The sequence below is a fragment of the Aliiroseovarius subalbicans genome, assembly GCF_022678625.1.
Lineage (GTDB): Bacteria > Pseudomonadota > Alphaproteobacteria > Rhodobacterales > Rhodobacteraceae > Aliiroseovarius_A > Aliiroseovarius_A subalbicans.
Map to the genome: position 1 here is coordinate 1,387,299 of NZ_JALBYQ010000001.1, position 23,932 is coordinate 1,411,230.

30 protein-coding genes and 2 tRNA genes are annotated in these 23,932 nt (G+C 59.3%); 4 read left to right on the plus strand and 28 right to left on the minus strand.

Going from position 1 to position 23,932, the window contains the following annotated elements; translation table 11 throughout:
• Nucleotides 1-36 precede the first annotated feature (36 nt).
• The 11 genes from MN188_RS06955 to MN188_RS07005 form a co-directional block, all read right to left on the minus strand.
• Nucleotides 37-795: a hydroxypyruvate isomerase family protein gene (locus tag MN188_RS06955; RefSeq protein WP_242106929.1), complete on the minus strand. Its 759-nt coding sequence runs from the start codon at nt 793-795 to the stop codon at nt 37-39.
• Nucleotides 792-1,442, minus strand: a complete 651-nt coding sequence (gene otnC, locus MN188_RS06960; protein WP_242106932.1) for a 3-oxo-tetronate 4-phosphate decarboxylase — start codon at nt 1,440-1,442, stop codon at nt 792-794. Before otnC ends, MN188_RS06955 begins: the two co-directional genes overlap by 4 nt.
• Nucleotides 1,439-2,713 carry a 3-oxo-tetronate kinase gene (otnK, locus tag MN188_RS06965; RefSeq protein WP_242106940.1) on the minus strand — a complete coding sequence of 425 codons (1,275 nt, stop codon included), beginning with the start codon at nt 2,711-2,713 and terminating at the stop codon, nt 1,439-1,441. The genes otnC and otnK overlap by 4 nt, the downstream gene beginning before the upstream one ends.
• Nucleotides 2,710-3,420: an RraA family protein gene (locus MN188_RS06970; protein ID WP_242106942.1), complete on the minus strand. Its 711-nt coding sequence runs from the start codon at nt 3,418-3,420 to the stop codon at nt 2,710-2,712. The genes otnK and MN188_RS06970 overlap by 4 nt, the downstream gene beginning before the upstream one ends.
• Nucleotides 3,407-4,114 carry an alpha/beta fold hydrolase gene (locus MN188_RS06975; protein ID WP_242106944.1) on the minus strand — a complete coding sequence of 236 codons (708 nt, stop codon included), beginning with the start codon at nt 4,112-4,114 and terminating at the stop codon, nt 3,407-3,409. Before MN188_RS06975 ends, MN188_RS06970 begins: the two co-directional genes overlap by 14 nt.
• Nucleotides 4,104-4,892: an HpcH/HpaI aldolase family protein gene (locus MN188_RS06980; RefSeq protein ID WP_242106946.1), complete on the minus strand. Its 789-nt coding sequence runs from the start codon at nt 4,890-4,892 to the stop codon at nt 4,104-4,106. Before MN188_RS06980 ends, MN188_RS06975 begins: the two co-directional genes overlap by 11 nt.
• On the minus strand, nt 4,892-6,019 hold the full coding sequence (locus MN188_RS06985) for a cupin domain-containing protein (RefSeq protein WP_242106948.1): 1,128 nt from the start codon (nt 6,017-6,019) through the stop codon (nt 4,892-4,894). Before MN188_RS06985 ends, MN188_RS06980 begins: the two co-directional genes overlap by 1 nt.
• 14 nt (nt 6,020-6,033) lie before the next feature.
• Nucleotides 6,034-7,086: an ABC transporter ATP-binding protein gene (locus MN188_RS06990; RefSeq protein WP_242106950.1), complete on the minus strand. Its 1,053-nt coding sequence runs from the start codon at nt 7,084-7,086 to the stop codon at nt 6,034-6,036.
• Between the two features lie 12 nt (nt 7,087-7,098).
• Entirely contained in the window at nt 7,099-7,995 is an 897-nt protein-coding gene (locus MN188_RS06995; RefSeq protein WP_242106951.1) for a carbohydrate ABC transporter permease, read from the minus strand.
• Nucleotides 7,911-8,795, minus strand: a complete 885-nt coding sequence (locus MN188_RS07000) for a carbohydrate ABC transporter permease (RefSeq protein ID WP_242106953.1) — start codon at nt 8,793-8,795, stop codon at nt 7,911-7,913. The genes MN188_RS06995 and MN188_RS07000 overlap by 85 nt, the downstream gene beginning before the upstream one ends.
• 69 nt (nt 8,796-8,864) lie before the next feature.
• Nucleotides 8,865-10,139 (minus strand): ABC transporter substrate-binding protein, encoded by a 1,275-nt coding sequence (locus MN188_RS07005; protein ID WP_242106956.1) that lies wholly within the window; start codon nt 10,137-10,139, stop codon nt 8,865-8,867.
• 133 nt (nt 10,140-10,272) lie between these two features.
• Between MN188_RS07005 and MN188_RS07010 the strand changes: the two genes are divergently transcribed.
• Entirely contained in the window at nt 10,273-10,926 is a 654-nt protein-coding gene (locus MN188_RS07010) for a GntR family transcriptional regulator (RefSeq protein WP_242106958.1), read from the plus strand.
• A 28-nt stretch (nt 10,927-10,954) separates the two neighbouring features.
• Here the strand turns inward: MN188_RS07010 and MN188_RS07015 are convergent, their stop codons facing one another.
• From MN188_RS07015 to infA, 11 genes are all read right to left on the minus strand, one after another.
• Nucleotides 10,955-11,191, minus strand: a complete 237-nt coding sequence (locus tag MN188_RS07015) for a hypothetical protein (protein ID WP_242106960.1) — start codon at nt 11,189-11,191, stop codon at nt 10,955-10,957.
• Between the two features lie 199 nt (nt 11,192-11,390).
• Nucleotides 11,391-12,413, minus strand: coding sequence for a site-specific integrase (locus MN188_RS07020; protein WP_242106962.1), 1,023 nt, complete (start codon nt 12,411-12,413; stop codon nt 11,391-11,393).
• A 52-nt stretch (nt 12,414-12,465) separates the two neighbouring features.
• Nucleotides 12,466-12,906, minus strand: a complete 441-nt coding sequence (locus tag MN188_RS07025; RefSeq protein ID WP_242106964.1) for a helix-turn-helix domain-containing protein — start codon at nt 12,904-12,906, stop codon at nt 12,466-12,468.
• Nucleotides 12,884-13,093 carry a helix-turn-helix transcriptional regulator gene (locus tag MN188_RS07030; protein WP_242106966.1) on the minus strand — a complete coding sequence of 70 codons (210 nt, stop codon included), beginning with the start codon at nt 13,091-13,093 and terminating at the stop codon, nt 12,884-12,886. Before MN188_RS07030 ends, MN188_RS07025 begins: the two co-directional genes overlap by 23 nt.
• A gap of 136 nt (nt 13,094-13,229) precedes the next feature.
• Nucleotides 13,230-14,159 carry a hypothetical protein gene (locus MN188_RS07035; RefSeq protein WP_242106968.1) on the minus strand — a complete coding sequence of 310 codons (930 nt, stop codon included), beginning with the start codon at nt 14,157-14,159 and terminating at the stop codon, nt 13,230-13,232.
• Nucleotides 14,160-14,187: 28 nt separating this feature from the next.
• A complete protein-coding gene (locus MN188_RS07040) occupies nt 14,188-15,375 on the minus strand; it encodes a tyrosine-type recombinase/integrase (RefSeq protein ID WP_242106970.1) in 1,188 nt (395 codons plus the stop codon).
• A gap of 163 nt (nt 15,376-15,538) precedes the next feature.
• Nucleotides 15,539-15,613 (minus strand) — tRNA-Phe (locus tag MN188_RS07045).
• Nucleotides 15,614-15,693: 80 nt separating this feature from the next.
• A complete protein-coding gene (locus tag MN188_RS07050; protein WP_242106973.1) occupies nt 15,694-15,876 on the minus strand; it encodes a DNA gyrase inhibitor YacG in 183 nt (60 codons plus the stop codon).
• Nucleotides 15,873-16,904, minus strand: a complete 1,032-nt coding sequence (locus MN188_RS07055; protein WP_242106975.1) for a ribonuclease E/G — start codon at nt 16,902-16,904, stop codon at nt 15,873-15,875. Before MN188_RS07055 ends, MN188_RS07050 begins: the two co-directional genes overlap by 4 nt.
• Nucleotides 16,901-17,482 (minus strand): Maf family protein, encoded by a 582-nt coding sequence (locus MN188_RS07060; protein ID WP_242106978.1) that lies wholly within the window; start codon nt 17,480-17,482, stop codon nt 16,901-16,903. Before MN188_RS07060 ends, MN188_RS07055 begins: the two co-directional genes overlap by 4 nt.
• Before the next feature lie 9 nt (nt 17,483-17,491).
• On the minus strand, nt 17,492-17,710 hold the full coding sequence (gene infA, locus MN188_RS07065; protein ID WP_008186030.1) for a translation initiation factor IF-1: 219 nt from the start codon (nt 17,708-17,710) through the stop codon (nt 17,492-17,494).
• A gap of 197 nt (nt 17,711-17,907) precedes the next feature.
• Here infA and MN188_RS07070 point away from each other — a divergent pair, with 197 nt between their 5' ends.
• Nucleotides 17,908-18,657, plus strand: coding sequence for a DUF5765 domain-containing protein (locus tag MN188_RS07070; protein WP_242106980.1), 750 nt, complete (start codon nt 17,908-17,910; stop codon nt 18,655-18,657).
• On the opposite strand, the gene MN188_RS07075 is transcribed toward MN188_RS07070, so the two are convergent.
• Genes MN188_RS07075 through MN188_RS07100 form a run of 6 tightly spaced genes read right to left on the minus strand, consistent with a single transcriptional unit; the run spans nt 18,654 to nt 22,803 of the window.
• Nucleotides 18,654-19,106 carry an arsenate-mycothiol transferase ArsC gene (locus MN188_RS07075; RefSeq protein WP_242106981.1) on the minus strand — a complete coding sequence of 151 codons (453 nt, stop codon included), beginning with the start codon at nt 19,104-19,106 and terminating at the stop codon, nt 18,654-18,656. The genes MN188_RS07070 and MN188_RS07075 overlap by 4 nt on opposite strands.
• A 3-nt stretch (nt 19,107-19,109) precedes the next feature.
• Nucleotides 19,110-19,589, minus strand: a complete 480-nt coding sequence (locus MN188_RS07080; protein WP_242106983.1) for a UPF0262 family protein — start codon at nt 19,587-19,589, stop codon at nt 19,110-19,112.
• Nucleotide 19,590: 1 nt separating this feature from the next.
• Nucleotides 19,591-20,895 (minus strand): histidinol dehydrogenase, encoded by a 1,305-nt coding sequence (gene hisD, locus MN188_RS07085; RefSeq protein ID WP_242106985.1) that lies wholly within the window; start codon nt 20,893-20,895, stop codon nt 19,591-19,593.
• 2 nt (nt 20,896-20,897) lie between these two features.
• Nucleotides 20,898-21,377 carry a DUF2948 family protein gene (locus tag MN188_RS07090; RefSeq protein WP_242106987.1) on the minus strand — a complete coding sequence of 160 codons (480 nt, stop codon included), beginning with the start codon at nt 21,375-21,377 and terminating at the stop codon, nt 20,898-20,900.
• Entirely contained in the window at nt 21,374-22,639 is a 1,266-nt protein-coding gene (gene murA, locus MN188_RS07095) for a UDP-N-acetylglucosamine 1-carboxyvinyltransferase (protein ID WP_242106989.1), read from the minus strand. The genes MN188_RS07090 and murA overlap by 4 nt, the downstream gene beginning before the upstream one ends.
• A gap of 14 nt (nt 22,640-22,653) precedes the next feature.
• Nucleotides 22,654-22,803: a hypothetical protein gene (locus MN188_RS07100; protein WP_242106991.1), complete on the minus strand. Its 150-nt coding sequence runs from the start codon at nt 22,801-22,803 to the stop codon at nt 22,654-22,656.
• Between the two features lie 85 nt (nt 22,804-22,888).
• Between MN188_RS07100 and MN188_RS07105 the strand changes: the two genes are divergently transcribed.
• Together MN188_RS07105 and MN188_RS07110 are read left to right on the plus strand one after the other, a co-directional pair.
• Nucleotides 22,889-22,963: transfer RNA gene (locus tag MN188_RS07105), tRNA-Thr, on the plus strand.
• A gap of 357 nt (nt 22,964-23,320) precedes the next feature.
• A complete protein-coding gene (locus MN188_RS07110; protein WP_242106993.1) occupies nt 23,321-23,932 on the plus strand; it encodes an autoinducer binding domain-containing protein in 612 nt (203 codons plus the stop codon).

The window sequence follows — 23,932 nt, forward strand, 5'->3', positions numbered from 1 at the left end:
CCGGCAAAAGGCACCCACTCGCCAGTTTGGACGAGGTCAACGTCTGGGCAACCAAAACAAAGTCTCATCAGTTGGCAACTTTGGCTTATATTCTGCCCCCAAAGGCTTGTTGTAACCAAGCGAGCCGATCACATTGAAGATGTGGTCATAGTTCACCTCTCCGGTATAGGGCGGCCCGCGATCTGGGACCGATGCAAACTGGATATGCCCGATGTAGGGCATCAGGACTTCCAGTTTGTGGGTCAGATCACCCTCCATCAGTTGCACATGGTAGCAGTCGAACATGAGTTTGAGATTGGGCGCATGCACGGCGTCGATCAGATCGACGGCCTGCGCCGTCGTCGTCAGGAAATATCCCGGTGCGTCATAGCGATTCAGCGGTTCAATCAGGATTGTGATCCCGTGCGGCGCGGCATGGGCGCAGGCGTACCCTAGATTGGCGACAAAAGCCTTGCGGGCCTCCGGACCACTTGAAAACCCGGCCATGACGTGCACTGCTTTGCACCCTATGGCGCTGGCGTATGAAATCGCTTCGTCAATTACGGCGTGAGCGTCGTCGACACGTTCAGGCAGTGCGGCAAGGCCGTTTTCACCTGCCGTTACGTCGCCGCGCGCCGTGTTCAGGCCGAGCATTTGCAGGCCGGTTTCATCTAGCGCGGCGCGCACGTCCGCCGCGGGTGTGGCAAAGGGCCAATGACATTCGACAGCATCAAAGCCTGCGGTTTTTGCCGCTCGGATGGCATCGGGGAGTGGTAATTCTGCCCACAGGAAGCCCAAGTTGGCAGAAAACCTCATGCCTCCCACTCCACGTTGAACGTTGTCACAAGCCGCTCCACATCCGTCTCAGAAAGCCCGCGTGGAGACATGCCGCGTGTCATCATCGCCAAGCGTGCGGTGTCTTCGAGTTCTTCGATGGCGTTGCAGGCGGCTTCGATATCCTTGCCGGCCACCACAGGGCCATGATTGGCCAACATCACCGCAGAGCGTTTTCCGGCCAGTCCGCGCACCGCGTCGCCCATTGCCGGATCGCCGGGCAGAAAGAACGGCAAGAGTTTAACGCGCCCCAGTTTCATGATCGCATAGGGGGTAAGGTGGGGCAGGAAATCATCCTCATTCGCGTCGGGCATCATCGACAGCGCTACGGAGTGACATGAGTGCAAATGCACCACGGCCCCCGCTGTGGAACGGGTGTCATAAAAAGCAGTATGTAGAGGCATTTCCTTGGTCGGTGGATCACCGTCGATCAACGCCCCTTGCGCGTTAAAGCGGCTGAGCTTTGCGGGGTCAAGGCGGCCAAAGCTGGTGCCAGTGGGCGAGACAAGCAGCCCGCCGTCAGGCGTGCGCGCGGATATGTTTCCGGTGCTGCCGCCCGTCAAGCCACGGTCAAACATGGATTTCGCCAAGAGGCAGATATTTTCGCGCAAATTGGTTTCGGCGGTCATCGGCTGTCCAGTTTCGCCTGTGCATCGGTGAAGAAGTCTTCGCGGCCAAAGTTGCCGGATTTGAGGGCCAGAGCGATCTGCGCGCCATCCGAGATGCAATAGGTCCATGGTATGCCGGGCGCGATTTCGGTGCCTATGTCGAGCTGGGCCACCCCCAGTGCCTTGGTGACGGCGCCCGAGGTTTCGCCACCCGCCACGATGATGCGGCGCGCGCCTGCGTCACGGGCAGCAGTGGCGCAATCGGCGAGGGTGTTTTCGATCAGTGCGCCGACTTCCGCTACTCCGATCCTGGCCTGCGCGGCCTTCACGCTGGCCGGGTCCGCGGTGGCATAGATGAGCGGGGCCTGCGCCAGATCCTGTTTCGCAAGCCAATCAAGCACGTCTTGGGTGCCGTGGTTTGCCAGTGTCAGCGGATCGAGTTGATAGGACGGCGCGCCCGTGGCGATGTAGGATGCCACTTGGGCGTTTGTCATGGCCGAGCAGCTACCGGACAAAACGATTGTAGCTTTAGGGATGCGATGGCGCGGTTGTTTGGGCGCATCTTCCGAAAGCAGCCCGTCGGCCAGATAGAGGGCGGGCAGCGGCATCGCCACAGCAGAGCCACCGGTCATCAGCGACATGTCACGGCAGGCGGTCGCAATGGTCACAAGGTCACTGTTGGCGACAGCATCAACGACAACATGGGCGATCCCCTCGGCGCGGTGCTGCACAAGGGCGTCCTGCAAGGCCTGCGCCCCTTGGGCCACTGTCAGGCGGTCAATCAGGCCGACCTGACCCTGCACTTGCGGGGCCAAAAGGCGCATCAAATTGCTATCGCGCATAGGGGTCAGCGGGTGGTCCTTCATCGGGCTTTCAGCAAGCGGCTGTTGGCCGACAAAAAGGTTGCCCATGAAGATGGAGCGTCCGTTTTCGGGAAAGGCCGGACAATAGATGGTTTGATCTGTGCCGAGGTCCTCCATAAGTGCTTCGGCCACGGGGCCGATATTGCCCTCTTCGGTGCTGTCAAAAGTAGAGCAATATTTCCAGAAGAAACGACGCGCGCCCGCATCTTGCAACCATGCAAGCGCCGCGCGAGTTTCGTCAATCGCCTCCTGCACGGGGGCGGTGCGGGATTTCAACGCAATGACCTCAAACGCGCTGGTGTCGTTGGGCTGGGTGTTGGGCACACCAATACGTAGGGATACCCGCACACCGCTGCGCGCCAGAAGGCCCGCGATGTCTGTCGCGCCGGTGAAATCATCGGCGATGCAGCCCAGAATGGTTCCGCTCATGTGCGTGCCTTCTCAAAACCGGCCCAGAGGGTCTTAAAGGTTTCAAAATCAATAGGCCCGTCTTTCAACGGGTCTAGAACGACGGCTTCGGCCGCAAAAAGCCGATCGAGGGCGGCGTTCAGCTTCGGGATCACATCGGCGGGGATGCAGACAGCGCCGTGGCGGTCCGCATGGATCAAGTCGCCTTCAGCGACGGTCATGCCAAAGATGGAGACGGGGATGCCGATGTCTTGCACGTGTACAAACGCGTGGCTGGGGCCGACTGATCCGGCCAGCACCGGGAAACTGTCGGGCATATCACCCAGATCGCGCACCACCCCGTTGGTGACGGCCCCGCTTAGGCCGAACACACCTTTGTGGACCTGCGCGTGGACCTCGCCCCACCATGCACCAATGGCGGCGTCCCCGTCAGCGTCCTCGATCACGGCCACGCCGGGGCGCGGGCCTGCGTTCATCGCCTCGAAATAGGCCATGCGTCGCGCGCGAATTTCGTCGGGTGGTTCTGAAGGGGGCATGGTGCCCGTGATGCGCGCGGTGCGTGCGAAGCCCACAATCCGAGCGTCGTCGTTCCCTGCCCAGACGACAGTGCGATGGGTAAATTCCGCAAATCCACGCCTGGCTTGCGCGACTTCGATCGCGTTGCAGACTGTGGGCGTGTCGCAACCGTGCAGTCGGTCGATAAGCGCGGAGATGTCAGATGTGTTCATGTCGTGCCTCGTGCCAGTTTCGCACCACTGTGGCGCAGACGTCAGGATTTTCCATCAGGGCAAAGTGCCCCAAGCCCACCAACTCGCAAAACTGCCCGTTTGGAGCGCTTTGCGCTGCGGCGCGTCCTTGGTCGGGCAGTGCGGCTTGATCCTGTGTGCCAGTCGCGGTCAGGACCGGTATCGCGGCCCGTTTCAAGGCGGGCAGCGCGCCGGATCGGCTGAGGGCCAGTTGGGTTTGCGCGCTGATGAGGGGCGCGCTTTCGTCAGCCATCTGGCAGATCGCGGTCCGTGTAGCATCGGGATCGGGGCCGAAAACATCCGGCAGTCGGGTCCGCAGGGCCGCAGCGCCGCCTTGGGCGGCGACATCCTGCGCCAAAGCGTGACGCGACGGGGCCTTGGCGGGGTCATCAGCGTAAGGATTGAGGCCGAAGAAGATCAGTCGGTCTGCGGTTATGCTGTCTGCAAAATGGGCCGCCACGATCGCCCCAAGGGAAAAGCCGCAAATGATCGTGTCGTCGGCAAGGCCTTCGAAATCGGCGCGGTAGTCGTCCACCGAAGGGCGGTCCAGCGTCACGTAGGTGCGCTCGCCGTCGGCAACACCGAGGGCATTCAGAAATCCGTCAAACACGGCCCCTGTGCACAGCGTGCCGGGCACCAGCAGCCACGGCTTGTCTGATAATCCGTCAGTAACCATCTTGGGCGACGATTTCTCTGCTCGTGTCTTCAAGGGTGACGCGCACAGCCTCGCGCATGCTGCGGGTCAGATGGGCAAAATCATTACCGGGTGTCACAAGGCGGAAGCCCTGTTCGATACGGGTGCGCGCCTCTTCACCCGATCCGCAGAAAATGCCGGCGGGAATGCCGCGTTTGGTGGCTGCGGCCAGCACATGAAGCAAGGCAGCCTCGGATTTCGGGCGGGGATGGCCAGAATGACCATCCAGTTCAAACGCCAGATCGTTGGGGCCGATATAGACCATATCGACGCCGTCGACATCGAGGATATCTTCGATGCGCTCGACCGCTTCAGCGGTTTCGATCATCGGGATGGCCATCACAGTCTCATTCGCCTGCGCCACATAGTCTGGCCCGCCATAAAGCAGCCCGCGTGAGGGGCCGAAGCTGCGGTTGCCAAGGGGCGGGTAGCGGCAGGCATCAATCAGCGTTTTGGTTTGTTCCGGCGTCGAGATCATCGGGCAGATGATACCGTAGGCCCCTGCATCCAAGAGGTGCATGATCTTCGCCGGATTAAGCTCGGGCACGCGGACCATAGGCGTGGCGGGCGTGGCCGAGATGGCCTGCATCATCGCCAGTGCGTCCGAAAAGCCCAGCATGCCATGTTGCAAATCGACGGTCACCGCATGCACACCGCTGTGGCCTACGCCTTCGGCCGAGTAGGAAGACGCTATCGACAACCAGCCATTTACTACGATTTCAGAGGCTGCGAGACGGGTCCGGACGGAGTTGGCGCGCATTAACCCGCCCGCCCGTAGATTGGCAAAAGGCTGGCCTTTGCAACAAAGCCCCCTGCATCAAGGCCAAGCCCAGCATCTTGCGCGGCATCGAGCACTTCAGCGGCGAACACAGGGCGTTTGCGGTGATCGCCACTCAGGACGACAAGTGCCTCGACGGGCGTGTCGCCCGTGGCCGTCAGGGTGCGATTCGCACCGCCGGGGACCGAGTATGTGTCCCAAGCGTTCAAGGTGACGGACGCGTCACCATCGGTATAGTCAAGCCGGGCTTGGCCCTCGTGCATCATCAGCACCATCTTCTCGTCCAACAGGAACGGGCCGACGGACTGGCCCGGCTCGATGCGCAGCCATTCGGCGGAAAAGCCATGGGGGTTAGTGATTGGGGCCGCGTGATCGCGGTTCTGCGTCATGCCGTGCCCGATCACAGGAGCGATCTGGGCACCGCCTGTGGGGAGGGATTGGTCAATAAAAGCGGGCCGGAAATCGCGCGCGTCAGCGGCGACGATGCGCGACATCATTTCATTACGCGACACATTACGAAGTGCGGCGACGTCTTCGTCGGGCAAGGGCGGGATGCGGCCGCTTTCGGGGGGCACTTCATCCCCACGCGAGGTGTCGATGAGGCGGTTTTCCGAGGAGATATAGAGGCCGTAGTCGGCGGCTTCGCGGATAATTTCGGGGTGGAAAATCACGCCGCCGGTGTTGTCGCCTCCCAGTATGGTGAACAACCAGCCATCATCGGGACCAGTGTTCGTGAACCCGCGAAAAATCCACGTCGGCACCGAGACGATATCCCCCTTGCGGCCTGTGACTTCGTTTTCTCCGTTCGAGCCCCAGCGGAACGTCCATTCGCCCGCCTGAACGATGAAAACCTCTGCTGTGAAGTGGATATGCAAGTTGTTGGTGATGCCGTGTGGCATGGCAGCCGCGCCGATGTTGAAGCCATGCGCTTCTGGCAGGTTGATTACCTGATCGTCCGACGACGTCACACCGGGGCCGATGATAGAATAGTTTTCCTTGGTGTCCGAACCAGGCTTTTTGCAGTCGATAAAGGCCACGGTGCAGGATACATAATCATCGCGCTTGATGTGGCGGGCGTCGGCGATGTTTTGAGTGATGGGGGTCGTCATTTGGTTTCCTTTTCTTAGAGGAGCCGTTCGCCCGTTGCGCGGTCAAACAGGTGGATGCGGGCGCCCTCTTTGGGCGCAAGATGGCAGGGGGAGTCGATGTCAGCCTCAAAATCCGCATGGCCGCGTGCGCAGACCGAGGATGGCCCGTTGCGCAAAGTCACCAAGGTGGATTCGCCCGTCAACTCGAGCGCATAAAGCTTGCCGCTGATCGCAGCGCCTGGGTCTTGTGTAATGTCGAGTTCCTCTGGGCGAATGCCCAGAACCACACCATCATGATCCGCCAGATCGACGGGCACCTCAACACCGTCGGCGCGGAACACCCCATCTTTGACGGCCCCGTCAATCAGGTTCATCGAAGGCGATCCGATAAAGCCTGCAACAAAGAGATCAGCGGGTTCTGCATAGATTTTCTTGGGTGTATCCAGTTGGACGATCTTGCCTTCACGCATCACCGCAACACGATTGGCAAGGGTCATCGCCTCCATCTGGTCGTGGGTCACGTAAACGGTGGTGACACCCAATTCATGGTGCAGGTGTTTGAGTTCGGCCCGCATGGTGACGCGCAGTTTGGCGTCCAGATTGGAAAGCGGTTCGTCCATCAGGAAGATGCTGGGCGTGCGCACGATAGCGCGGGCAAGGGCGACGCGCTGGCGTTGGCCGCCGGACAACTCGGAGGGGCGGCGTTCAAGAAGCGCGTCCAGTTCGACCTTTTCAGCGGTTTCGCGGACGCGGTCCTTGCGATCGGCCTTCGGCATACCGCGCAATTTGAGCGGATATTCGATGTTCTGACGCACAGTCATATGGGGATAAAGGCCGTAGTTCTGGAAAACCATCGCGATGTCGCGGTCTTTGGGCGGTTTGTCGTTGATCCGCTCGCCTTTGATCATGATGTCGCCCGAGGTGATGTCCTCAAGCCCTGCGATCATGCGCATGGTCGTGGTCTTGCCACAGCCAGAGGGGCCGAGCAGCACGAGGAATTCACCGTCATGGATGGTCAGGCTTTGCTTGGGGACGGCAAGGAAATTGCCATATTTCTTTTCGATATCGACAAGACGGACTTCGGCCATGATCGCGTTCCTTTATTTGACGGCGCCGGCCGTCATGCCGCGCGTAAAGTGTTTCTGGATGAACAGGGCCATGATAAAGATCGGCACGGTAATCATAACGCCTGCAGCGCTCATCAATTCCCAAAGATCGCCGCGTTCGGTGCGGAAGCTGACAAGGCCCACTGGTAAAGTGACCGCATCGCGGCGCGACAGGATCAGGGCGAAAAGAAATTCGTTCCACGTCAGGATGAAACAAAAGATCGAAGAGGTCATGATGCCCGGTGCGGCCATAGGCATGACAATGTCCTTGATGACCCGCAGGCGCGACGCGCCATCAATCATTGCGGCTTCTTCGCTGTCGGTAGGGATCGCGTCGATGAAGCCTTTGATCATCCAGATCACGAAGGGCGTCACGATGGCGAGGTTCACGATGATCAGCGCAAAGCGTGTATCCAACATATCAAGTTGGCGGAACATCAAGAAGAACGGCAGCACGATGACCACGGCGGGGATGAACTGGGTGGACAGAATCAGGAAGAACAGGAACTTGCGTCCCTTCACCCGAAAACGAGAGAATGAATAGGCCGCCAATGCGGCACAGGGCACCGCTATTGCCACCGTGACAGTCGCAACGATCACCGAATTCATAACCATCGAACCGAGGTTCCAAGGATCAGAGAACACGGTAACGAAGTTCTGCAAAGTGGGCTCGAAGTTCAGCGACAAGGAATAGGCGTCGCGCGGTTGTTTGAAGGCCGTCAAGAACATCCATGCAATCGGGAACAGAACTACGATGGAAATGAGGACAAGGAGCGCTCGTTCGGCCAGATATGAAAGTGTCTTTCTCATGCGGTTGCCATCTTTCTTTCGCTCAGCAGCATGCGGACATACCAGATTGAGATAAACATCATGATCGCTGTCAGGATCCACGCCAGTGCAGAGGCATAGCCCATGTCGAACCAGCGGAAGCCAACGTTGAAGATGAAATAGGCGAGCGTTTCTGTTGATGTGCCGGGGCCACCGCCCGTCAGGGTTACGACTTGGTCAAACATTTTCAGCGCGAAAATGGTTTTTAGAACCGCCATCACAAGGATCACACCGCGCATCTGCGGTAGAATGATGCCAAAGATGATACGCAGGTTGGATGCACCATCAATGCGCGCCGCTTCTTCGGTTTCGCGCGGGATGGATGCAAGTCCACCAAGGCACATAAAGGTCATGTAGGGGGTCCAGTGCCAAACATCTGTCAACACCAGAATGCCCATTGCCAGTTGCGGATCAGCGAGCCAAGGCACCCCTTGCAATGCGGGGAACACAGCGCCCAGGCCATTGGCGATCACGCCGAATTCCGGGTTGAACATAAAGCGGTAGCTGACGCCGATTAGGGCTGGGCTCATGGCAAAGGGCAGGATCAGAATAATGCGCGTGAACGTATGCATTGGCCCTTTGCGGCGCAGCAGAAGCGCCAGCGCCATGGCCAAGATCACGGTCAGGATCACGCTGGTGATGACGAATATGAATGTCACCCAGAGCGAGTTCAGAAATTGACTTTCGCTTGCGGCGTAAATGTAGTTGTCGAGGCCGACAAACCCCTCGGGCCGACGGCTTTTGGTTAGGTCCCACGCGCGAAACGATGTGATGAAGGAATAGGCGAGCGGGTAGATCGTCGTTGCCAACACAATGATGAAGGCCGGGATCAATAACCAATATGGAAGTAGCCGATCTTTCACGGGGACACCTCATCACGTCTTTGGAAATGAAATGGGCCGGGCGACAGATGCCGCCCAGCCCTCGGGAGGTTAACGGATCGCCGCGATATCCTCGGCGGCGGTGTCCAGGACGGCCTGCACATCTGTCGCTTCGCCAGAGGCGAGGCTTGAGATTGCCGTCTCAAGGATCAGAACAATGCGCGGCCAGTTGTCGCCGAACTCCACACCGTCTGCCGTCGCCAGAGCATCAGCCGCCGCTTGGTGCATGCCGCCCCAGCGCTCATTGACTTCCGCGTCGGTCAGGTTGGACATGTGAACGGCAACAACCTCGGACAGATCAGGGTCCATGAGCACGTCACGCTCAAGCGCCGGGTCTGTCAACCAACCAAGGAATTCGGTGGCTGCGTCCTTGTTGTCGGACTCGGCCGTCACACCAAAGATCCACGTGTTGGTGAAAGTTGTGCGATCTGCACCGGTGACCGATGGCAGGGCTGTGAATCCGATCTGGTCAGCCGTCAGCGTGGATTGCTCAGGATCACTCAGCTGTGAGCGCACCCACCACCAGACAGGAAGCATCGCCGAGTTGCCCTGCTTAAAGCTGGTCACGGCGTCTTGCTCCACAAACACGGCAGAACCCGCAGGCACGATTTCTTCCTCGGTCAGGTAGCTGATGTAGGTCTCAGTTGCGGCAACGCCAGCTTCGGAATTGAAGATCGCATTGCCGTCTGCATCAAACAGATCGCCACCATTGCCCCAAAGCAGGTTCATCCAAACCATCAGGTTCTGACCATTGAGCTTGCCATAGGGCAGAGCCACGCCAGCGGCGTCGGTATTCTCCTGAATGGCTTTCGCTGCTGTGACCATGTCTTCCCACGTTTGTGGTGGCGTGACGCCGGCCGCTTCAAGGATGTCCGTGCGATAGAACATCAACTGAACATGGCCACGCACGGGCAGTCCGATCAATTCGCCGTTCAGCATGCCATGGCGCATGTGTGCGGCTGGAAAATCGCTCAGGTCGGTGCCCTGAGCCTCAATGCCCGGCCCAATCGGCTGCATGAGCATCTGAAGCGAATGAACCCACTGATCCATCACCGACACGACATCATAGTCGCCGCCTGCAACCATCTCAGTTGTGAGGGCTTCTTTCATGTTTGGGAAAGGCACATAATCGTAGACAACGTCGATGCCGGTCGCTTCTTCAAATTCGGCCAGCCGCGCCTCGTGGGCTTCGAACTGGCTGGACTTAACTGCAAGGACATTCACGGTCTGCCCTTCGAAGGGTCGACCTTCAGTGGCCTCCCACGCGAAGGCCTGTGCGCCGTAAAGTGATGCTGCGATCGCAATCGCACTGGCAAGTGTTTTCATGGTTTCCTCCCTAAACTCCGATTAGCTTAGACGCAGACCGTCAGTTTCGTCAATAAAATTATTGATAATACAGAATGGACAGATTTTTCTGACCTGTTAGAATGACTTTATTGAAAGAAACGGAGTGATCAGAATGGCTGATCCGCTGACACAAGAACTCGAGAACGACGTTATTTTCGGGGTGTATCCGCCAGGTGCGAGAATCATCGAAGACCGCGTCATGGAAGATTACGGGGCGAAACGGCACGCCGTCCGAAATGCTTTCGCCGAGCTTGAAGCCCGTGGTCTTCTTGTGCGGCGTCCCAATCGTGGTGTCGAAGTGGTGGATTTCACCCCTGATGAGGTCGACGCCCTTTACGACGTGCGCATCATCCTCGAAACAGCCGCCGCGGAACGCACTAACCTCCCCTGCGATCCCGAGATTGCAGAGAGGTTAGATGACGTTGCGCGTCGTCATGAAAAGGCGGTCAACGAGCACGACTTTCGGGCGGTCTTTTGGCTCAATCAAGAGTTTCACGAAGTGCAGTATTCCTGTTGCGGCAACCCACGCCTTGCTGAACTGATCAGCAAACATGCCCGCGCGGCGCAGCCTATTCGCGTCGTCAAATACGAGGATGAAACCCATATGAAGCAAATTGTCAGCCAGCACTTTGACATCATCGCGGCGCTGCGTGGCACGTCACAAGACGCGCTTGTCGCGGCGGTTCGCGCCCATTTGCCTGCATCTGCCGAGGCCTACCGAACCCTCTACAACCGTCGGTTCGGAGCAAGGGCCCGAACCGCATAAAGCTACCCGCGTTCCCAAGGGACACCAGTCAGGGGATATCCGAACGAAGGCAACCTCGGTTCCTTTTGGTGTATTTGTATGGATCAAAGCTAGGACTGATCTCCATTTGTGCATCGAAGGCTTTAAAGGCAGGCATCGGCACCGTTGCAGCTAAAGGCACTTTTACTGTGATGTGGAATTTTGGCATCTGTTCTATGCTGCGACCTGTACGAATGACCGCATCGCCCGCAGCGCGGCGGCATCGGGATTTTCGCTGACGCAGCATTCTCCACGCTGCAGGCCTATGCCGCACAGAAACAGAATTCACACAATGGGCTCGGAGCAGTCATTCGTTGCGAAACGCACTAACGGCGGCTATGCCTACAGCTTGAATGATCCGGCGAACCTAAACGATCCGAACGGGAATTTCGTCCCGCACGTCATTTGGGGCGCAGTCGCCGCCTACAAGGCCGTTTCCGTGGGAATCAAGGCTGCCCTGCGTACTTTATCAGTTCCGCCTGACGCTCGACGGAAACCGGGCAATATGCACTGACCGTTGTGATAACACTCGTGTGCCCGATGTTCTGCGAAAATGCTTTGAACGCCTCGCGGGTCGGATACTGGGTGTCTGCCCATTTGACGAGGGTTTTCCGGAATGCATGGGGGGTGAACTGGGGAAGATCAGCGCGACTGAAGGCCTCTTTCACCAAGGCTCGGATTGCATTGGCATTTTTGTAGGTATCCCGCTGGAGACCCACGACTTTGAATTCCCCGTCAACGGGTTTAATCAGCGCCGGTGGAAACAGCGGATCATCCGGTCCGAAGAGCTTTTCAGTCTTCAAAAAGGCGACCCATGCGGTGAAACAGGTCAGGTATCCCGGATCGACAGGTAGGAAATAGGTTGTGAACGTCTTGGCATTCTTGGTTCGCACGTCGCGTGCGTCCTGATACACGCACCCGTCGATCATATTGATATGCTTGAGGCGGAGCGACGCGACAGCGCCGTCACGCGCACCAGTCAGCATCAGGAAGGCAAACACGGCTTTGTTGCGCATGTCCAATTCGGAAGCCTCAGGCATGATATTAAATGCGTGACGGGCCATTTCCATGGAAGGATACGGCGTTTCCCGTGACGCACTGGCAACCCGAGCACCTTTCGCATCCATGTTGAAGTAGTCGGCATCAGAATGGCGGATACGGCTCTTGTATCCGCTTTGATCAGCCAGCCAGAAAATGAAGCCCCTGTTGGCGGCCAACACTGTGCGGATCGTGGATTTCGACAACGGTTTGCCTGTAGCCTTGCTGATTTCGGCATTCAACCTGTCGTGAAACTTCACTGCCTGCTCAATTTGGAACTTCTTGAAGCTGCTGTAGTTCACGCTGGCCTCGAACCTCAGAATGCCTTCAGCGGCCTTCTGCACCGTGCTGGCGTCCTTGCGTTTGGCAGCCTTCAGATATTGCAAGTAGCGGCGTTTGATCCGCTCGTTTTCTTCGTTGATTTTGCGCATGTCCGGGCGCTCCTTTGTAAGTGGTAAATCAGGCGGTGAACGGGGGTATCTATTAGGCCTCGTTGTGCGCGCCTGTCTTGAAATGGAATGTCGCAGCGAACTCATCCCGGCGTTTGTTCGAAATCAGGCGGCTTGCAGCACCGCCGCATTGCTCACACTCCCCGACAAGGCGCGATGTCTTTGAGGTGTTGGGCAAACAGGCCACGGCCATCGCCAAAGGCTTGCGCCCTGCCCTGCAACCGAAACAGGTCAGCTCATTTTCGTTGAGCGGTCTCTTTGAGGCTTCGTTCTTGGCGCGCAGATAGTCGCGCAGTTCCGCACCCGAAATCAGGAAGGGCTTCTTTGTCGCCATGATCGGCAAACCATCCCTTACCCAATTGCGGATCGTTGCCACGCTGACGCCTAGCGCGGCGGCGGCTTCGGACACTTCGTATGTGAGCGCCATTTTGATCGCCATAGGATTCACGCGCTTACTCATCGGCTTGCCCTTCAAACAGGGCGCGGATGTCTTCGACTTTCCAAACAGTCGTGCGCGGACCAAGTTTTTGGGGTTGGGGGAACCGTTTATCCTTGACGCCCTGCCACCATGTTGATTTGGAAACCGGGATCGGACCCGTCGGGGCAAGTATTTGCGAGAGACGAACCAGGCCGGTTTCTGGGAAGCTGGATTTGTGTGTCATCATGTTGCCTCGTGTGCTGCGATGCTCACAAGGGTGACATGATCTAAATTGATTTGGTGCGATCAGGCCCTAAGCCAATCCAAGGAAAGAACGCCATTAAAAACACTAAGAAAAACGGCCACTAATCGCAGTACGATTAGTCAGTCTCCCCTGGGAAGAACGTCGCTCCCATTCTCATGTACTTCAGGATGGTTTCCCGACTGACAGGCACACCGAGCTGATCGCACAGGCTTTCAAGTTCACCCGGAATTGGGCTTCTCAGGTCTTTGTGGTTCCAACCGTACCCGTCTTTCGCCATAGCAGCGATCAGTTTGGAAATTGAGCGGACGGCGCGGGGATCTATCTTGGCGTCTTCTTTTTTCAACGGCGGAGTCGAGAGAGACCCATTTGAGTTAAACTCCGCAACACGCCTTCCCGATGTTTCCAGCATCGTTCGAAAGCCGCTTGGAGTTCTTAAATCTATAGACTTTATCCACTCCCAAGCATCCTGGGCTGATGCCCTCCTGCTGGAATTGTAGTGAATTCCCAATTTCTTAGAGCAATAGATGATCTCAAGGCGCTTTTGCCTTTCCTTAGCAACGAAAGGGTCAATCCTGTTCGACTTCGAACCCAGTCGCCCTGACCCACCCTCAAGGTCGTCAGACGGTTCGAGACCAATGGAAAGCCAGGTAAGTTCTGGGGCATTGTAGCTGTCTCTCAGGCTCCACGTTTTGTAGTCGGCGACGTCATCTGGCCGCGCTCCTAGCGCTGTGAGAGTAAATCTGTTGTACGGCGCAAGTGCGTTACGTGCTTTCTTACGGAGATCTTCTATTTCGGTCTCACGTAGGCCAAAACCTTCGACTTCTTGCTCACCGAGAGCTGCACGAAGATTGGCGGCATCGAAGCTCCCGAAGTATCCTTCAAAAACCTTAACCTGCGCATCGCGCGCATGAACAACGCGTTCAACCTCTGCGCTAAACTTGTCACCAAGAACAAGTTGCCACTCATCCACTTCCACATAGGCCCATTCAACAAAGTGTTGCTTCACGGCGCGCCGGACCATCTTTTCTTTTTCGTTATAGGACATCTGAAACTGACACCAAGTTGAGACGGGCCTAACTTGACCGCACCTCATCCAAAAATCCAGCCCACCAGTCAGCCAACCTCACCCGTTCCTCCCAATGCTCCCCCCGTGCATAGGCGCGGCGCACCTCGTTCTTTTCGACATGCGCAAGGGCGCGTTCGATTGCATCCGGATTCCAAAGACCGCTTTCGTTGGCCAGCGTTGAGAAGCTCGCGCGAAACCCATGCGCGGTCATTTCGTCACTGGAGTATCCCAGGCGGCGCAAAGCTGCGTTCAAGGTGTTTTCAGACATCGGACGATGAAACGAACGCAAACTCGGGAAGAGAAAGCGACCATTCCCAGTGATCCTGCGTAGTTCATCCAAATGAGCAAGAGCCTGTTTCGAGAGAGGCACTAAGTGCGGGCGGCGCATTTTCATTCGTTCGGCAGGAATGGACCAGATCGCTTCGACGAAGTTGAATTCGGTCCATTCTGCGTGACGCAACTCCCCCGGCCTTTGCGCAAGAAGTGACTGTAGATGCAAAGCGATCCGGGTTGTGCGTTGCCCTTCAAAACCGTCGATAGCCCGTAGCAAGCCCCCAAGCGACTTTGCGTCAAGGATTGCAGCGCGCGGTTTTGGTGTAGGCCTAATCAAAGCATCACGCAATGCGTGTGCCGGATCGGCGTCCGCAATGCCACTCGCCACGGCGAAACGAAAAACCGCACTTATCTTGGCACGCAGCCTTTGGGCAGTTTCATAGTTCCCCTTTGCTTCAACTTTGCGCAGACAGTCGAGGATCATAGGGGCCGTAATCTCATTAATTGCGTGGTGTCCAAAATCGGATTTGGCTTTGGACAACAACCACTCGTTTTTTGTTTGGGTTGCCTTCGCACGCCCCTCCGCCGCGCCCTTTGCCAGGAATGCGTTCGCAAGGTGCTCAAAGCTGTGCTCGACGACAGCCCGTTTTGCCCGTTTCTCCTGCTGCTTCATCTTCCCGGGATCAACGCCCTTCGACAACAAGGATTTGGCCGCATCCCGGGCGGTGCGTGCTTCGGCAAGTGACACAGCCGGATACGCCCCAAACGACAATCGCTTCTCACGACCCTCAAAACGGTACTTCAACCGCCACAACCGTGATCCAGTGGGGCGTACTTCTATATAGAGCCCAGCAAAGTCGGCGATCTTGTAGGGTTTATCCCTGGCTTTCAGGTTCTTGATCTTGACGTCGGTAAGCGGCATTGGGGGCATCCTTGAAGCGACCACATCACTGGTGCCCCCAATAGCGCCCCCAATTTGGGGGCATCTTGTCGAACATGAAAAAACTTGTTCGGACAAACAGAGGCAACAGTGCCTTATATCAAAGGCTGTCATGGATGTAGTTAGCCACTATCGGATTTTGAAGTGGTGCCCGGGGGCGGAATCGAACCACCGACACGAGGATTTTCAATCCACTGCTCTACCCCTGAGCTACCCGGGCACGGGTGAACGATGTCTCGTTCGGGTCGTGGCGTTCTAGACGTCGGTCAGGGCGGTGTCCAGAGGGAAAAGGCGGTTTTTTCAGTGCGGGCGCTGGGTTTCTTGTGCAAGCGCTTCTGCCGCCTCCTCCAGGTCCTCGGGCGCGTCGGCGGTGACGGCGTAGGAGCCGTTCAGCCAGCGCCCAAGATCGACGTCGGCACAGCGGCGCGAACAAAATGGGCGGTATTTCGGCTCGCTCTCTTTGCTGCAAATCGGGCAACTCATGCCAACACATCGCTCAGAGGCTGACGTTCACGTTTGCGCTGCAGTTCGAAATTACCCAACGTGGTCCATCCGACCAGGGACGTCTCGATCCCGTCGGCCCGAAAGGCGGCCTTGAGTATCTGTTCCAGCTGGCGGCGGTCCTTTTTCGGCATCGGCGCGAAGTCGACGATGATCTGCCCCCCCAGGCCGCGGGTGCGCAATTCGCGCGGCAGGGCGCGGGCGGTGGCGATATTGGCCTTTAGCCCGGCCGCGGGGGAGCTGTCGGACCCGGTGTTCACATCCACGGCCACGAACGCCCGCGTAGGTTCGATAAATGCAAAGCTTCCACCTGATAGTGGCACTTTCGCGGTCAACAATCTTCGAATTTTCTCATCAACCCCATGCGCTTCAAAGGCGCCCTCGCGGTCCTCCAGCTGCTCTGGTGTGGCCCAGTCTCGCCAAGCCAGCAGGTGCGCGTCAGGGCCATCGACCAAAAGCTCAGGCGCACGGCCCTCGGCGTCCGCCAAAACCGCGCCGGACAGCTGCAACATGGCGGCAATGTCCTCGGCAACTTCGTCGTCCGACGCCTCGGCCGCGACCGAGCGCAGGATCAGTCCGGGGCCGGCGCCGTCCATTACGTCGTGGGCGATTTCCAGCAGGCGTTCGCGCGCGTCCTCATCGCGGATCGCGCGTGACACGTTGATGCCGGGGGCGTCTGGGGTGATGATAGCAAAGCGGCTTTTGAACAACACGCGGGTGGTGACCGGCGTGGCCTTGCCCGGCTCGGCGCGGGTAGCGACCTGCACCAGCAGCGCCTCGCCCGGTTTCAGCCCCTTGGCGCCGCGCAGATAGCCGGTTTCACCATCTGGCAGGCGCAGCATCATGCCCCCCTGCCCCTTCAGCGGCCGATCACAGATGCCGCGACAGATCGCGCCGGGGGCAAGACCGGTGCCGCTGTCGATCAGCAGATCCTCCAGCACGCCATCTTCTATCAACGCGGCGGCCTTGCGCCCGTTGATCTGGTCCAGTGCAATCACGCGACCCTTCATGCATCACCTTTGTAAAGCGGCAAGCCTGCCGCCAGAAGCAGCCCGGCGGTTTCGGCAACCGGCAGCCCCATCACGGCCGAGTAGCTGCCCTGGATCCACGGAATGAACGCGCCAGCCGGGCCCTGGATGGCATAGCCACCGGCCTTGCCGCGCCAATCGTCGCTGCCGATGTAGGACGCCAGCTCATTTTTGGACAACCGCTTCATCTTCACGCTGGTGACGACGTCACGGGTGAAGGTCTGGGTCGCATTACGCACGGCAACCGAGGTGATGACCTTGTGGCGCCGCCCGGCCAGAGCGCGCAGAAACTGCGCCGCCTCGCTGGCGTCGGCGGGTTTGCCGAGAATGCGGCGGCCCAGCGCAACGGTGGTATCGGCGCACAGCACAATCTCATCTGGCGCAACTTTCATCGCAGCGGCCTTTTCGGCGGCGATGCGACGGCAATAGGCCAGCGGCAGTTCGCCTTTCAAAGGGTCTTCATTGATGTCCGGTGGGCGCACCTCGTCCGCCACCAGGCCCAATTGCAACAGCAATTCTGCCCGGCGCGGGCTTCCCGAACCGAGAATCAGGCGCGCCATACGCTGCGCTTACTTGAAGCGGTAGTTGATCCGACCCTTGGTCAGATCATAGGGGGTCATTTCGACCTGCACCTTGTCGCCAGCCAGAACACGGATGCGATTCTTGCGCATCTTGCCTGCCGTGTGCGCGATGATCGTATGGCCGTTTTCCAGCTCGACCAGAAATGTCGCGTTCGGCAGGAGTTCCTTAACGACACCGGGAAATTCGAGCAGTTCTTCCTTGGCCATGTTCACTCCTGTTTGATGACCCGCCAATCGCGGGCGCCGCATAGATGGGACTAAAAGGCGGGGTTTTCAAGGGAAATCGGCGCGCGAACCGGCAATCGGGCCGCAATGTCACGCCCCAGCACATGTTAAAGGCGATTTGATTTGTTCGAACACCCGCGATAACTCTGAAAGGACGGGGTTTAAGCGGAGGCGATCTCATGTGTTGGAACACCGGTGTATCGGCCGCGATGGCGGTGGGCGGGGTTGTGTTGACCGTCGTGTCGGCCCGACGCGGCGATCCGCCCGCCTTCTGGATGACACTGGGGTTCTTCACAATCATGGAAGTCGTGCAAGCGGTGTCCTACCCTGTCATCGGACAATGCGGACAGCCCTTGAACCGGTCCCTGACCATATTCAGTTTCGGCCATATCACGCTACATCCGTTCTTTTTCAACGCCTTGGCGCTGGCGATGCTGCCGGATGCCGCGCGCCGACGAGTGCAGGGCTGGGTCTTTGCGCTGTGTGGCATCGCGATGATCTATACAATCGCGCAACTGGCCCCGCTGACCGGAAATGGCACCTGCGCGCCGCACCGCATGATGTGTGGCACCGATTTTTGCACCGTGCCGGGCAATTGGCACCTGGCGTGGGAGATGCCGTTGAATTCCTGGGGCAACGGGCTGGCCACGTCAGACTGGTGGCTGTTGCGGCAGTTCCGTGACGGCATGGTCGGCTATGGCTTGGCGGTCTTCGTGCTGCCGCTGCTTTACGGGGCTTGGCGCATCACAGTATTCCAGTTCCTGATCGGGCCGATCCTGAGCCGGCTCATCACGCCGAACGTGAACGAACAGCCCGCGATCTGGTGCTTGGCGGCGGTCGGCATCGCGGCGTTGATCGTCTTCACCCCGCTGCGCGATCTGTTCAAGGTGCAACGTGGGCCGCTGGGGCACCTAAAGCACGCGGCCTAGGCCGTCGGCGGGCCGAAACGTTCCAGTATCCGGCCGCGGATCTGGTCGCGGGTCTGGCGGTAAGCCTCAAGCTTTTCGTCCCGCTTCGCGCCCAAACCGGTCGGGTCCATGATCGGCCAGTATTCCACATCAAGGTGGTAGACCCGCGTCAGATCCAGCGCGCGACGCTGGCTGGCGGGTGACAACGCCACGATCAGGTCGAAGGACGACAGGTCGTCGCCCCATTCCTGCATCTGGTCGAAACTGCGCACCGTGTGGCCGGACAGGGAAATCCCCAGCTCCTCACAAACCGCGACGGAAAAACCATCGACCTCCAGCTCACTGTGAACGCCGGCAGATTGCACATAAATCTCGTGGCCATAAAAGGCCTTCATCATGCCCTCGGCCATAGGGCTGCGGACCGAATTGTGGTCGCAGCAGAACAGCACGGATTGAGGGCGATCCACCATGCGTCAACCCCAGTGCAGAACGCAGATCAGGGTGAACAGGCGTCGCGCGGTGTCGATGTCGATCTCGGCCTTGCCTTCCAACCGTTCCTGCAACACCCGCGCGCCTTCGTTGTGAATGCCGCGCCGCGCCATGTCGATCGCTTCGATCTGGCTGGGGGGCAATTTCTTCACCGCATCGAAATAGCTTTCGCAGATCGCGAAGTAGTCCTTCACCACCTGCCGGAACGGACCCAGCGACATGTGGAATTCCGCCGCAGGATCGCCAGCTTCGGTCTTCACATCGACCACCAGCCGCTTTTCACGGATCGCCAGCCCCATGTGATAGGGCCCGTCCGGCGCCACCTGATCGCCGCGCGGTTCCAGCTTGAAGGAATTGTCCTCAAGCAGGTCAAACACCGCGACCTTGCGCTCCTGCTCGATCGCGGGGGTGGGGGCGGCCAGACCGGTGTCGTCGATCTCGATATGGGTGATGCGGTTGGTCATGTCACTGCTCGTTCAGACGGTTCAGCCGGGCGCGGACGGACAGGCCGTGGGCCTCCAGGCTTTCGGAAATGGCAAGGGTTTCGGCGGCGGGACCGATGGCCGCCAGCGCGGCGGGGGTCATGCGCGCCAGCGTGGTGCGTTTCAGGAAATCCATCACGCTAAGGCCCGAGCTGAACCGCGCCGAGCGTGCGGTGGGCAGCACGTGGTTCGGGCCGCCGACATAATCCCCGATGGCTTCCGGCGTCCATTGGCCCAGGAAGATCGCGCCCGCATGGGTGCATTTTGCCGCCAGCGCGTCAGGGTCGGCGACGCACAGCTCAAGGTGTTCAGGTGCGATGCGGTTGGACAGTTCTGCGGCCTCGTCCATGTCGCGCACGATGATCGTGGCACCGAAATCGCGCCAGGAGGCGCCGGCGATGGCGCGCCGCTCCAACGTTTCCAGACGTGTCTCAACCGCGGCCACGACCCGGTCCGCAAATGCCGCATCATCCGTGATCAGAATCGACTGTGCGCTTTCGTCGTGTTCGGCCTGGGAGAGCAGGTCCAGCGCCAGCCAGTCGGGGTCATTGTCCGCGTCCGCAATGACCAGGATCTCGGACGGGCCTGCGATCATGTCGATGCCGACCTTGCCAAACACACGGCGTTTCGCTGCCGCCACGAAAGCGTTGCCCGGCCCGGTGATCTTGTCGACCGGGGCGATCGTATCGGTGCCATAGGCCAGTGCGGCGATGGCCTGCGCGCCGCCGATGCGGTAGACCTCGTCCACCCCCGCGATACGCGCGGCCAGAAGCACCAGCGGGTTCGCGATGCCGTCCGGCGTGGGCACGACTACGGCCAGACGCTCAACCCCGGCCACCTTGGCGGGGATCGCGTTCATCAGGACCGAGGACGGATAGCTGGCCAGCCCGCCGGGCACATACAGCCCCGCCGCCGACACCGGCGTCCAGCGCCAGCCCAATTCGGCACCTGTCTCATCCGTCCAGCGATCATCGGTCGGCATTTGGCGCAGGTGGTAGGCGCGGATGCGCTCGGCGGCCAGCTCTAGCGCGGCACGATCACTGTCTGAGACCTTGGCGCATTCCGCGTCGATCTCGTCTTGCGAATACCGCAGCGTGTCCGGGGTCAGCTGCAACCGGTCGAATTTCGCGGTCAGCTCGATCACTGCCGCATCGCCGCGGGCCCGCACATCGGCGATGATGCCGGCGACAACGGCATCCACATCCGGGCTGTCCTCGCGCTTCATGGACAGAAGCGCGGTAAAGCGGTCCTCAAAATCTGGCTGGGTGGTGGTCAGCGTCAACGGCATGTCTACTCCGGGTGTTCAGGCGTGTGCTTGGAGGGGGCCAGATAGGGTCGCGTCACGTCACGCAGGGTGACGTCCAGCGCCTCGACCTCAAGCGCAATCGCGCCGTCGCCGGCCAGGGTCAGTTCGATCCGGCCCATGCCGTCCTCGCCCGGCGCAAAGGACACGGACAGAAGCGACAGCACCATGTCGGCGTCGCCCCGGTCCAGCCCCTGGCTTTGCACCTTCATCACGTCGTTCACCGCCAGCACCGCCTGCACCCGCTCCACCGGGCGTCCACGCCGGTCGGCGGCGGGCTTGTCTTCCCAGCGAAAGCGATTCAGCAACAGGGCAAAGCGGCGCTGCGACGGTTGCCAGGTCATTTCCGTGATCGGAAACACCGCATCCTGCGCCAGCGCGCTGAGCACCGACAAATCGTCCGCATCCAATGCCATCAGGCGCAGCGGCTGATCGCCACCGTCTTCGAATTTGGCGTCGTCGCTCATTCTTTGATCCGTTCGATGCGGGCGCCGACTGAGGACAGTTTGCGCACAACTTTTTCATAGCCGCGATCCAGGTGATAGACCCGGTTGACCACGGTTTCGCCTTCGGCCGCCAGACCCGCCAGGATCAGCGACACGGACGCGCGCAGGTCGGTCGCCATCACCGGCGCGCCCTTCAGCTTGTCGACCCCGCGCACCGTGGCGTGGCCGCCGTGCACTTCGATATCGGCGCCCATCCGCACCAGTTCCGGCGCGTGCATGAAGCGGTTCTCAAAAATCTTTTCTTCCAGCACGCTGGTGCCGTCAGCGGTGCACAGCATCGCCATCATCTGCGCCTGCAGATCGGTGGGGAACCCCGGAAACGGCTCGGTCGTCACGTCAACCGCACTCACCCGCCCGTTGCGACGCGCCACTTTCAGCCCGCGCTTGGTTTCCTCGACATGGATGCCCGCCGCATCCAGCTTTTCGCAAAACGCGCCGACCAGCTCGATGCGTCCACCGATGCATTCCACTTCCCCGCCCGCAATCGCCGGGGCCAGCATATAGGTGCCAAGCTCGATCCGATCGGTCACCACCGGGTGGGTGGCGCCGTGCAGGCGGTCAACGCCCTGAATGGTGATCTCGGACGTGCCGTCGCCATCAATCTGAGCACCCATCGCGCGCAAGCAGGTGGCCAGATCGACAATCTCAGGCTCACGCGCCGCGTTCTTCAGAACCGTGGTGCCCTTGGCCAGCGTTGCAGCCATCATGATGTTCTCGGTCGCGCCCACGGACGCAAAGTTCATCTCATAGACCGCACCCTTCAGCCCCTTGGGGGCCTTCGCGTGCAGATAACCGTCGCGCAGTTCAATTTCGGCGCCCATCGCCTCAAGCCCGTGAATGTGCAGGTCCATCGGACGTGCGCCAATGGCGCAGCCGCCGGGCAGCGACACCTCGGCGTGACCAAAGCGCGCCAGCAGCGGCCCCAACACCAGGTTCGAGGCGCGCATCTTGCGCACGATGTCATAATCGGCATGGGCAGACGTTAGGTCGTGACTAGACATCGCCAGCACCTGACCATTCTGTAGGGACTTCGCCTCGGCACCCAGCGAGGCCAAAAGCTCGGTCATCGTCTTGATGTCGCTCAGACGCGGCGCGTTGGTCAGCGTCAGCGGCTCTTCCGACAACAGCGTGGCCGGCATCAGCGTCAGACACGCGTTCTTGGCCCCCGCAATCGGAATTTCACCCTGCAGCTCACCGCCGCCCGTCACCACAATCGAATCCATCTGCCTGCCTCGCCCTACTTGTTCTCGTTGTCACTTGTATCTGCCGCACGGGCCTTCGCCTGCGCCTTGCGCCGCCCCATGTTCGCCTTCAACGCCGCCTTCAACCGCTCATCGCGGGTCTGGCCTTGTTTTTGGGGCGTTTTGGTGTCGGCTTTCCTGTCCATATCGCCTTCTCTAACGCAGCAGACAAAAAGGGTCCAGATTGCGCTTGCGTCGTGCGCCGATTAGGTCTAATCAGCCGCCCACGGCGCTGCTGTAGCTCAGAGGTAGAGCACTCCCTTGGTAAGGGAGAGGTCGAGAGTTCAATTCTCTCCAGCAGCACCATTTCCGCAAAGCCCCTGACCCAATCCGCGCCACCCTCGCAGACGATCCACGCCAATGGTCTTCTAGAAGGGTATTTGCCGGTGAAGGATACCGAAGTCTCAACCCTAAATTGATCTCGACTCTACCTTAAAGAGATTCGCTTTTCGGGTGAGCTCAACCCGTTAACCTGTCTTAATGATTGGTTAACGCGATATCGCTCTGTGGATAAGTCCTGCGTTATCCACACTCACCTATTCAAAAGGTTAGGTTCGAAAAAACACACATTCTTCCAAGTGTGCAGTAATCCGCGGTTCCCCTACGTCAACTCGCAATTTCCGGTTGTGCTCGCTTGGCGCCACTCCCTAAATTTGATTCAAGATGGCGAACAACCAGATCATAGAAGAGCTGTTGCAAGAGCTGACGGACCGGGCGCCGACGGGGTATTTCCTTGGTCTGCACATTCGGTTCGCCGCCCCCTTGATGACCTTCCAGACCTATCCGCAGGTCTGGGCCGACCACTACACGCAGAACGCCTATGCCCTGCGTGATCCATTGATTGCCTGGGGGATATCGCGCACCGGGGCCACACGATGGTGCGATATCGACATCCCGGATCCGTTCGGCATCATGGACGAGGCCAGGACCTTCGGCCTGACCCATGGTGTTTCGATCTCTTGCGGCAAGGTGACATCGCGCACCATTGCAGGGGTGGCGCGATCGGACCGGGAGTTCACGGACGCGGAGATTGCCGAGCTGAGCGGCATCATCCTGCGCCTCCACCATGAGACCGAACCGCCCGACAACCTGACGGCGGCCGAAATCGAAGCGCTCCGGGTCGTGGGATCCGGCGAGCGCTACGCATCGGGCGCAGCCCGATTGGGGATTTCGGAGAGTGCTCTCAAGGCGCGCCTGACAACGGCACGTCGCAAACTGTTTGCCCGTACGTCTGCCGAAGCAATCCAACGTGCCAAGGATTATCGCCTGATCTAG

What these genes read in the sequence shown, in the direction of transcription:
- MN188_RS06955 (WP_242106929.1), bottom strand. Translation starts at nt 795, where the DNA reads ATGAGGTTTTCTGCCAACTTGGGCTTCCTGTGGGCAGAATTACCACTC.
- otnC (WP_242106932.1), bottom strand. Translation starts at nt 1,442, where the DNA reads ATGACCGCCGAAACCAATTTGCGCGAAAATATCTGCCTCTTGGCGAAA.
- otnK (WP_242106940.1), bottom strand. Translation starts at nt 2,713, where the DNA reads ATGAGCGGAACCATTCTGGGCTGCATCGCCGATGATTTCACCGGCGCG.
- MN188_RS06970 (WP_242106942.1), bottom strand. Translation starts at nt 3,420, where the DNA reads ATGAACACATCTGACATCTCCGCGCTTATCGACCGACTGCACGGTTGC.
- MN188_RS06975 (WP_242106944.1), bottom strand. Translation starts at nt 4,114, where the DNA reads ATGGTTACTGACGGATTATCAGACAAGCCGTGGCTGCTGGTGCCCGGC.
- MN188_RS06980 (WP_242106946.1), bottom strand. Translation starts at nt 4,892, where the DNA reads ATGCGCGCCAACTCCGTCCGGACCCGTCTCGCAGCCTCTGAAATCGTA.
- MN188_RS06985 (WP_242106948.1), bottom strand. Translation starts at nt 6,019, where the DNA reads ATGACGACCCCCATCACTCAAAACATCGCCGACGCCCGCCACATCAAG.
- MN188_RS06990 (WP_242106950.1), bottom strand. Translation starts at nt 7,086, where the DNA reads ATGGCCGAAGTCCGTCTTGTCGATATCGAAAAGAAATATGGCAATTTC.
- MN188_RS07005 (WP_242106956.1), bottom strand. Translation starts at nt 10,139, where the DNA reads ATGAAAACACTTGCCAGTGCGATTGCGATCGCAGCATCACTTTACGGC.
- MN188_RS07010 (WP_242106958.1), top strand. Translation starts at nt 10,273, where the DNA reads ATGGCTGATCCGCTGACACAAGAACTCGAGAACGACGTTATTTTCGGG.
- MN188_RS07015 (WP_242106960.1), bottom strand. Translation starts at nt 11,191, where the DNA reads ATGCTGCGTCAGCGAAAATCCCGATGCCGCCGCGCTGCGGGCGATGCG.
- MN188_RS07020 (WP_242106962.1), bottom strand. Translation starts at nt 12,413, where the DNA reads ATGCGCAAAATCAACGAAGAAAACGAGCGGATCAAACGCCGCTACTTG.
- MN188_RS07030 (WP_242106966.1), bottom strand. Translation starts at nt 13,093, where the DNA reads ATGACACACAAATCCAGCTTCCCAGAAACCGGCCTGGTTCGTCTCTCG.
- MN188_RS07035 (WP_242106968.1), bottom strand. Translation starts at nt 14,159, where the DNA reads ATGTCCTATAACGAAAAAGAAAAGATGGTCCGGCGCGCCGTGAAGCAA.
- MN188_RS07040 (WP_242106970.1), bottom strand. Translation starts at nt 15,375, where the DNA reads ATGCCGCTTACCGACGTCAAGATCAAGAACCTGAAAGCCAGGGATAAA.
- MN188_RS07050 (WP_242106973.1), bottom strand. Translation starts at nt 15,876, where the DNA reads ATGAGTTGCCCGATTTGCAGCAAAGAGAGCGAGCCGAAATACCGCCCA.
- MN188_RS07055 (WP_242106975.1), bottom strand. Translation starts at nt 16,904, where the DNA reads ATGAAGGGTCGCGTGATTGCACTGGACCAGATCAACGGGCGCAAGGCC.
- MN188_RS07060 (WP_242106978.1), bottom strand. Translation starts at nt 17,482, where the DNA reads ATGGCGCGCCTGATTCTCGGTTCGGGAAGCCCGCGCCGGGCAGAATTG.
- infA (WP_008186030.1), bottom strand. Translation starts at nt 17,710, where the DNA reads ATGGCCAAGGAAGAACTGCTCGAATTTCCCGGTGTCGTTAAGGAACTC.
- MN188_RS07070 (WP_242106980.1), top strand. Translation starts at nt 17,908, where the DNA reads ATGTGTTGGAACACCGGTGTATCGGCCGCGATGGCGGTGGGCGGGGTT.
- MN188_RS07075 (WP_242106981.1), bottom strand. Translation starts at nt 19,106, where the DNA reads ATGGTGGATCGCCCTCAATCCGTGCTGTTCTGCTGCGACCACAATTCG.
- MN188_RS07080 (WP_242106983.1), bottom strand. Translation starts at nt 19,589, where the DNA reads ATGACCAACCGCATCACCCATATCGAGATCGACGACACCGGTCTGGCC.
- hisD (WP_242106985.1), bottom strand. Translation starts at nt 20,895, where the DNA reads ATGCCGTTGACGCTGACCACCACCCAGCCAGATTTTGAGGACCGCTTT.
- MN188_RS07090 (WP_242106987.1), bottom strand. Translation starts at nt 21,377, where the DNA reads ATGAGCGACGACGCCAAATTCGAAGACGGTGGCGATCAGCCGCTGCGC.
- murA (WP_242106989.1), bottom strand. Translation starts at nt 22,639, where the DNA reads ATGGATTCGATTGTGGTGACGGGCGGCGGTGAGCTGCAGGGTGAAATT.
- MN188_RS07100 (WP_242106991.1), bottom strand. Translation starts at nt 22,803, where the DNA reads ATGGACAGGAAAGCCGACACCAAAACGCCCCAAAAACAAGGCCAGACC.
- MN188_RS07110 (WP_242106993.1), top strand. Translation starts at nt 23,321, where the DNA reads ATGGCGAACAACCAGATCATAGAAGAGCTGTTGCAAGAGCTGACGGAC.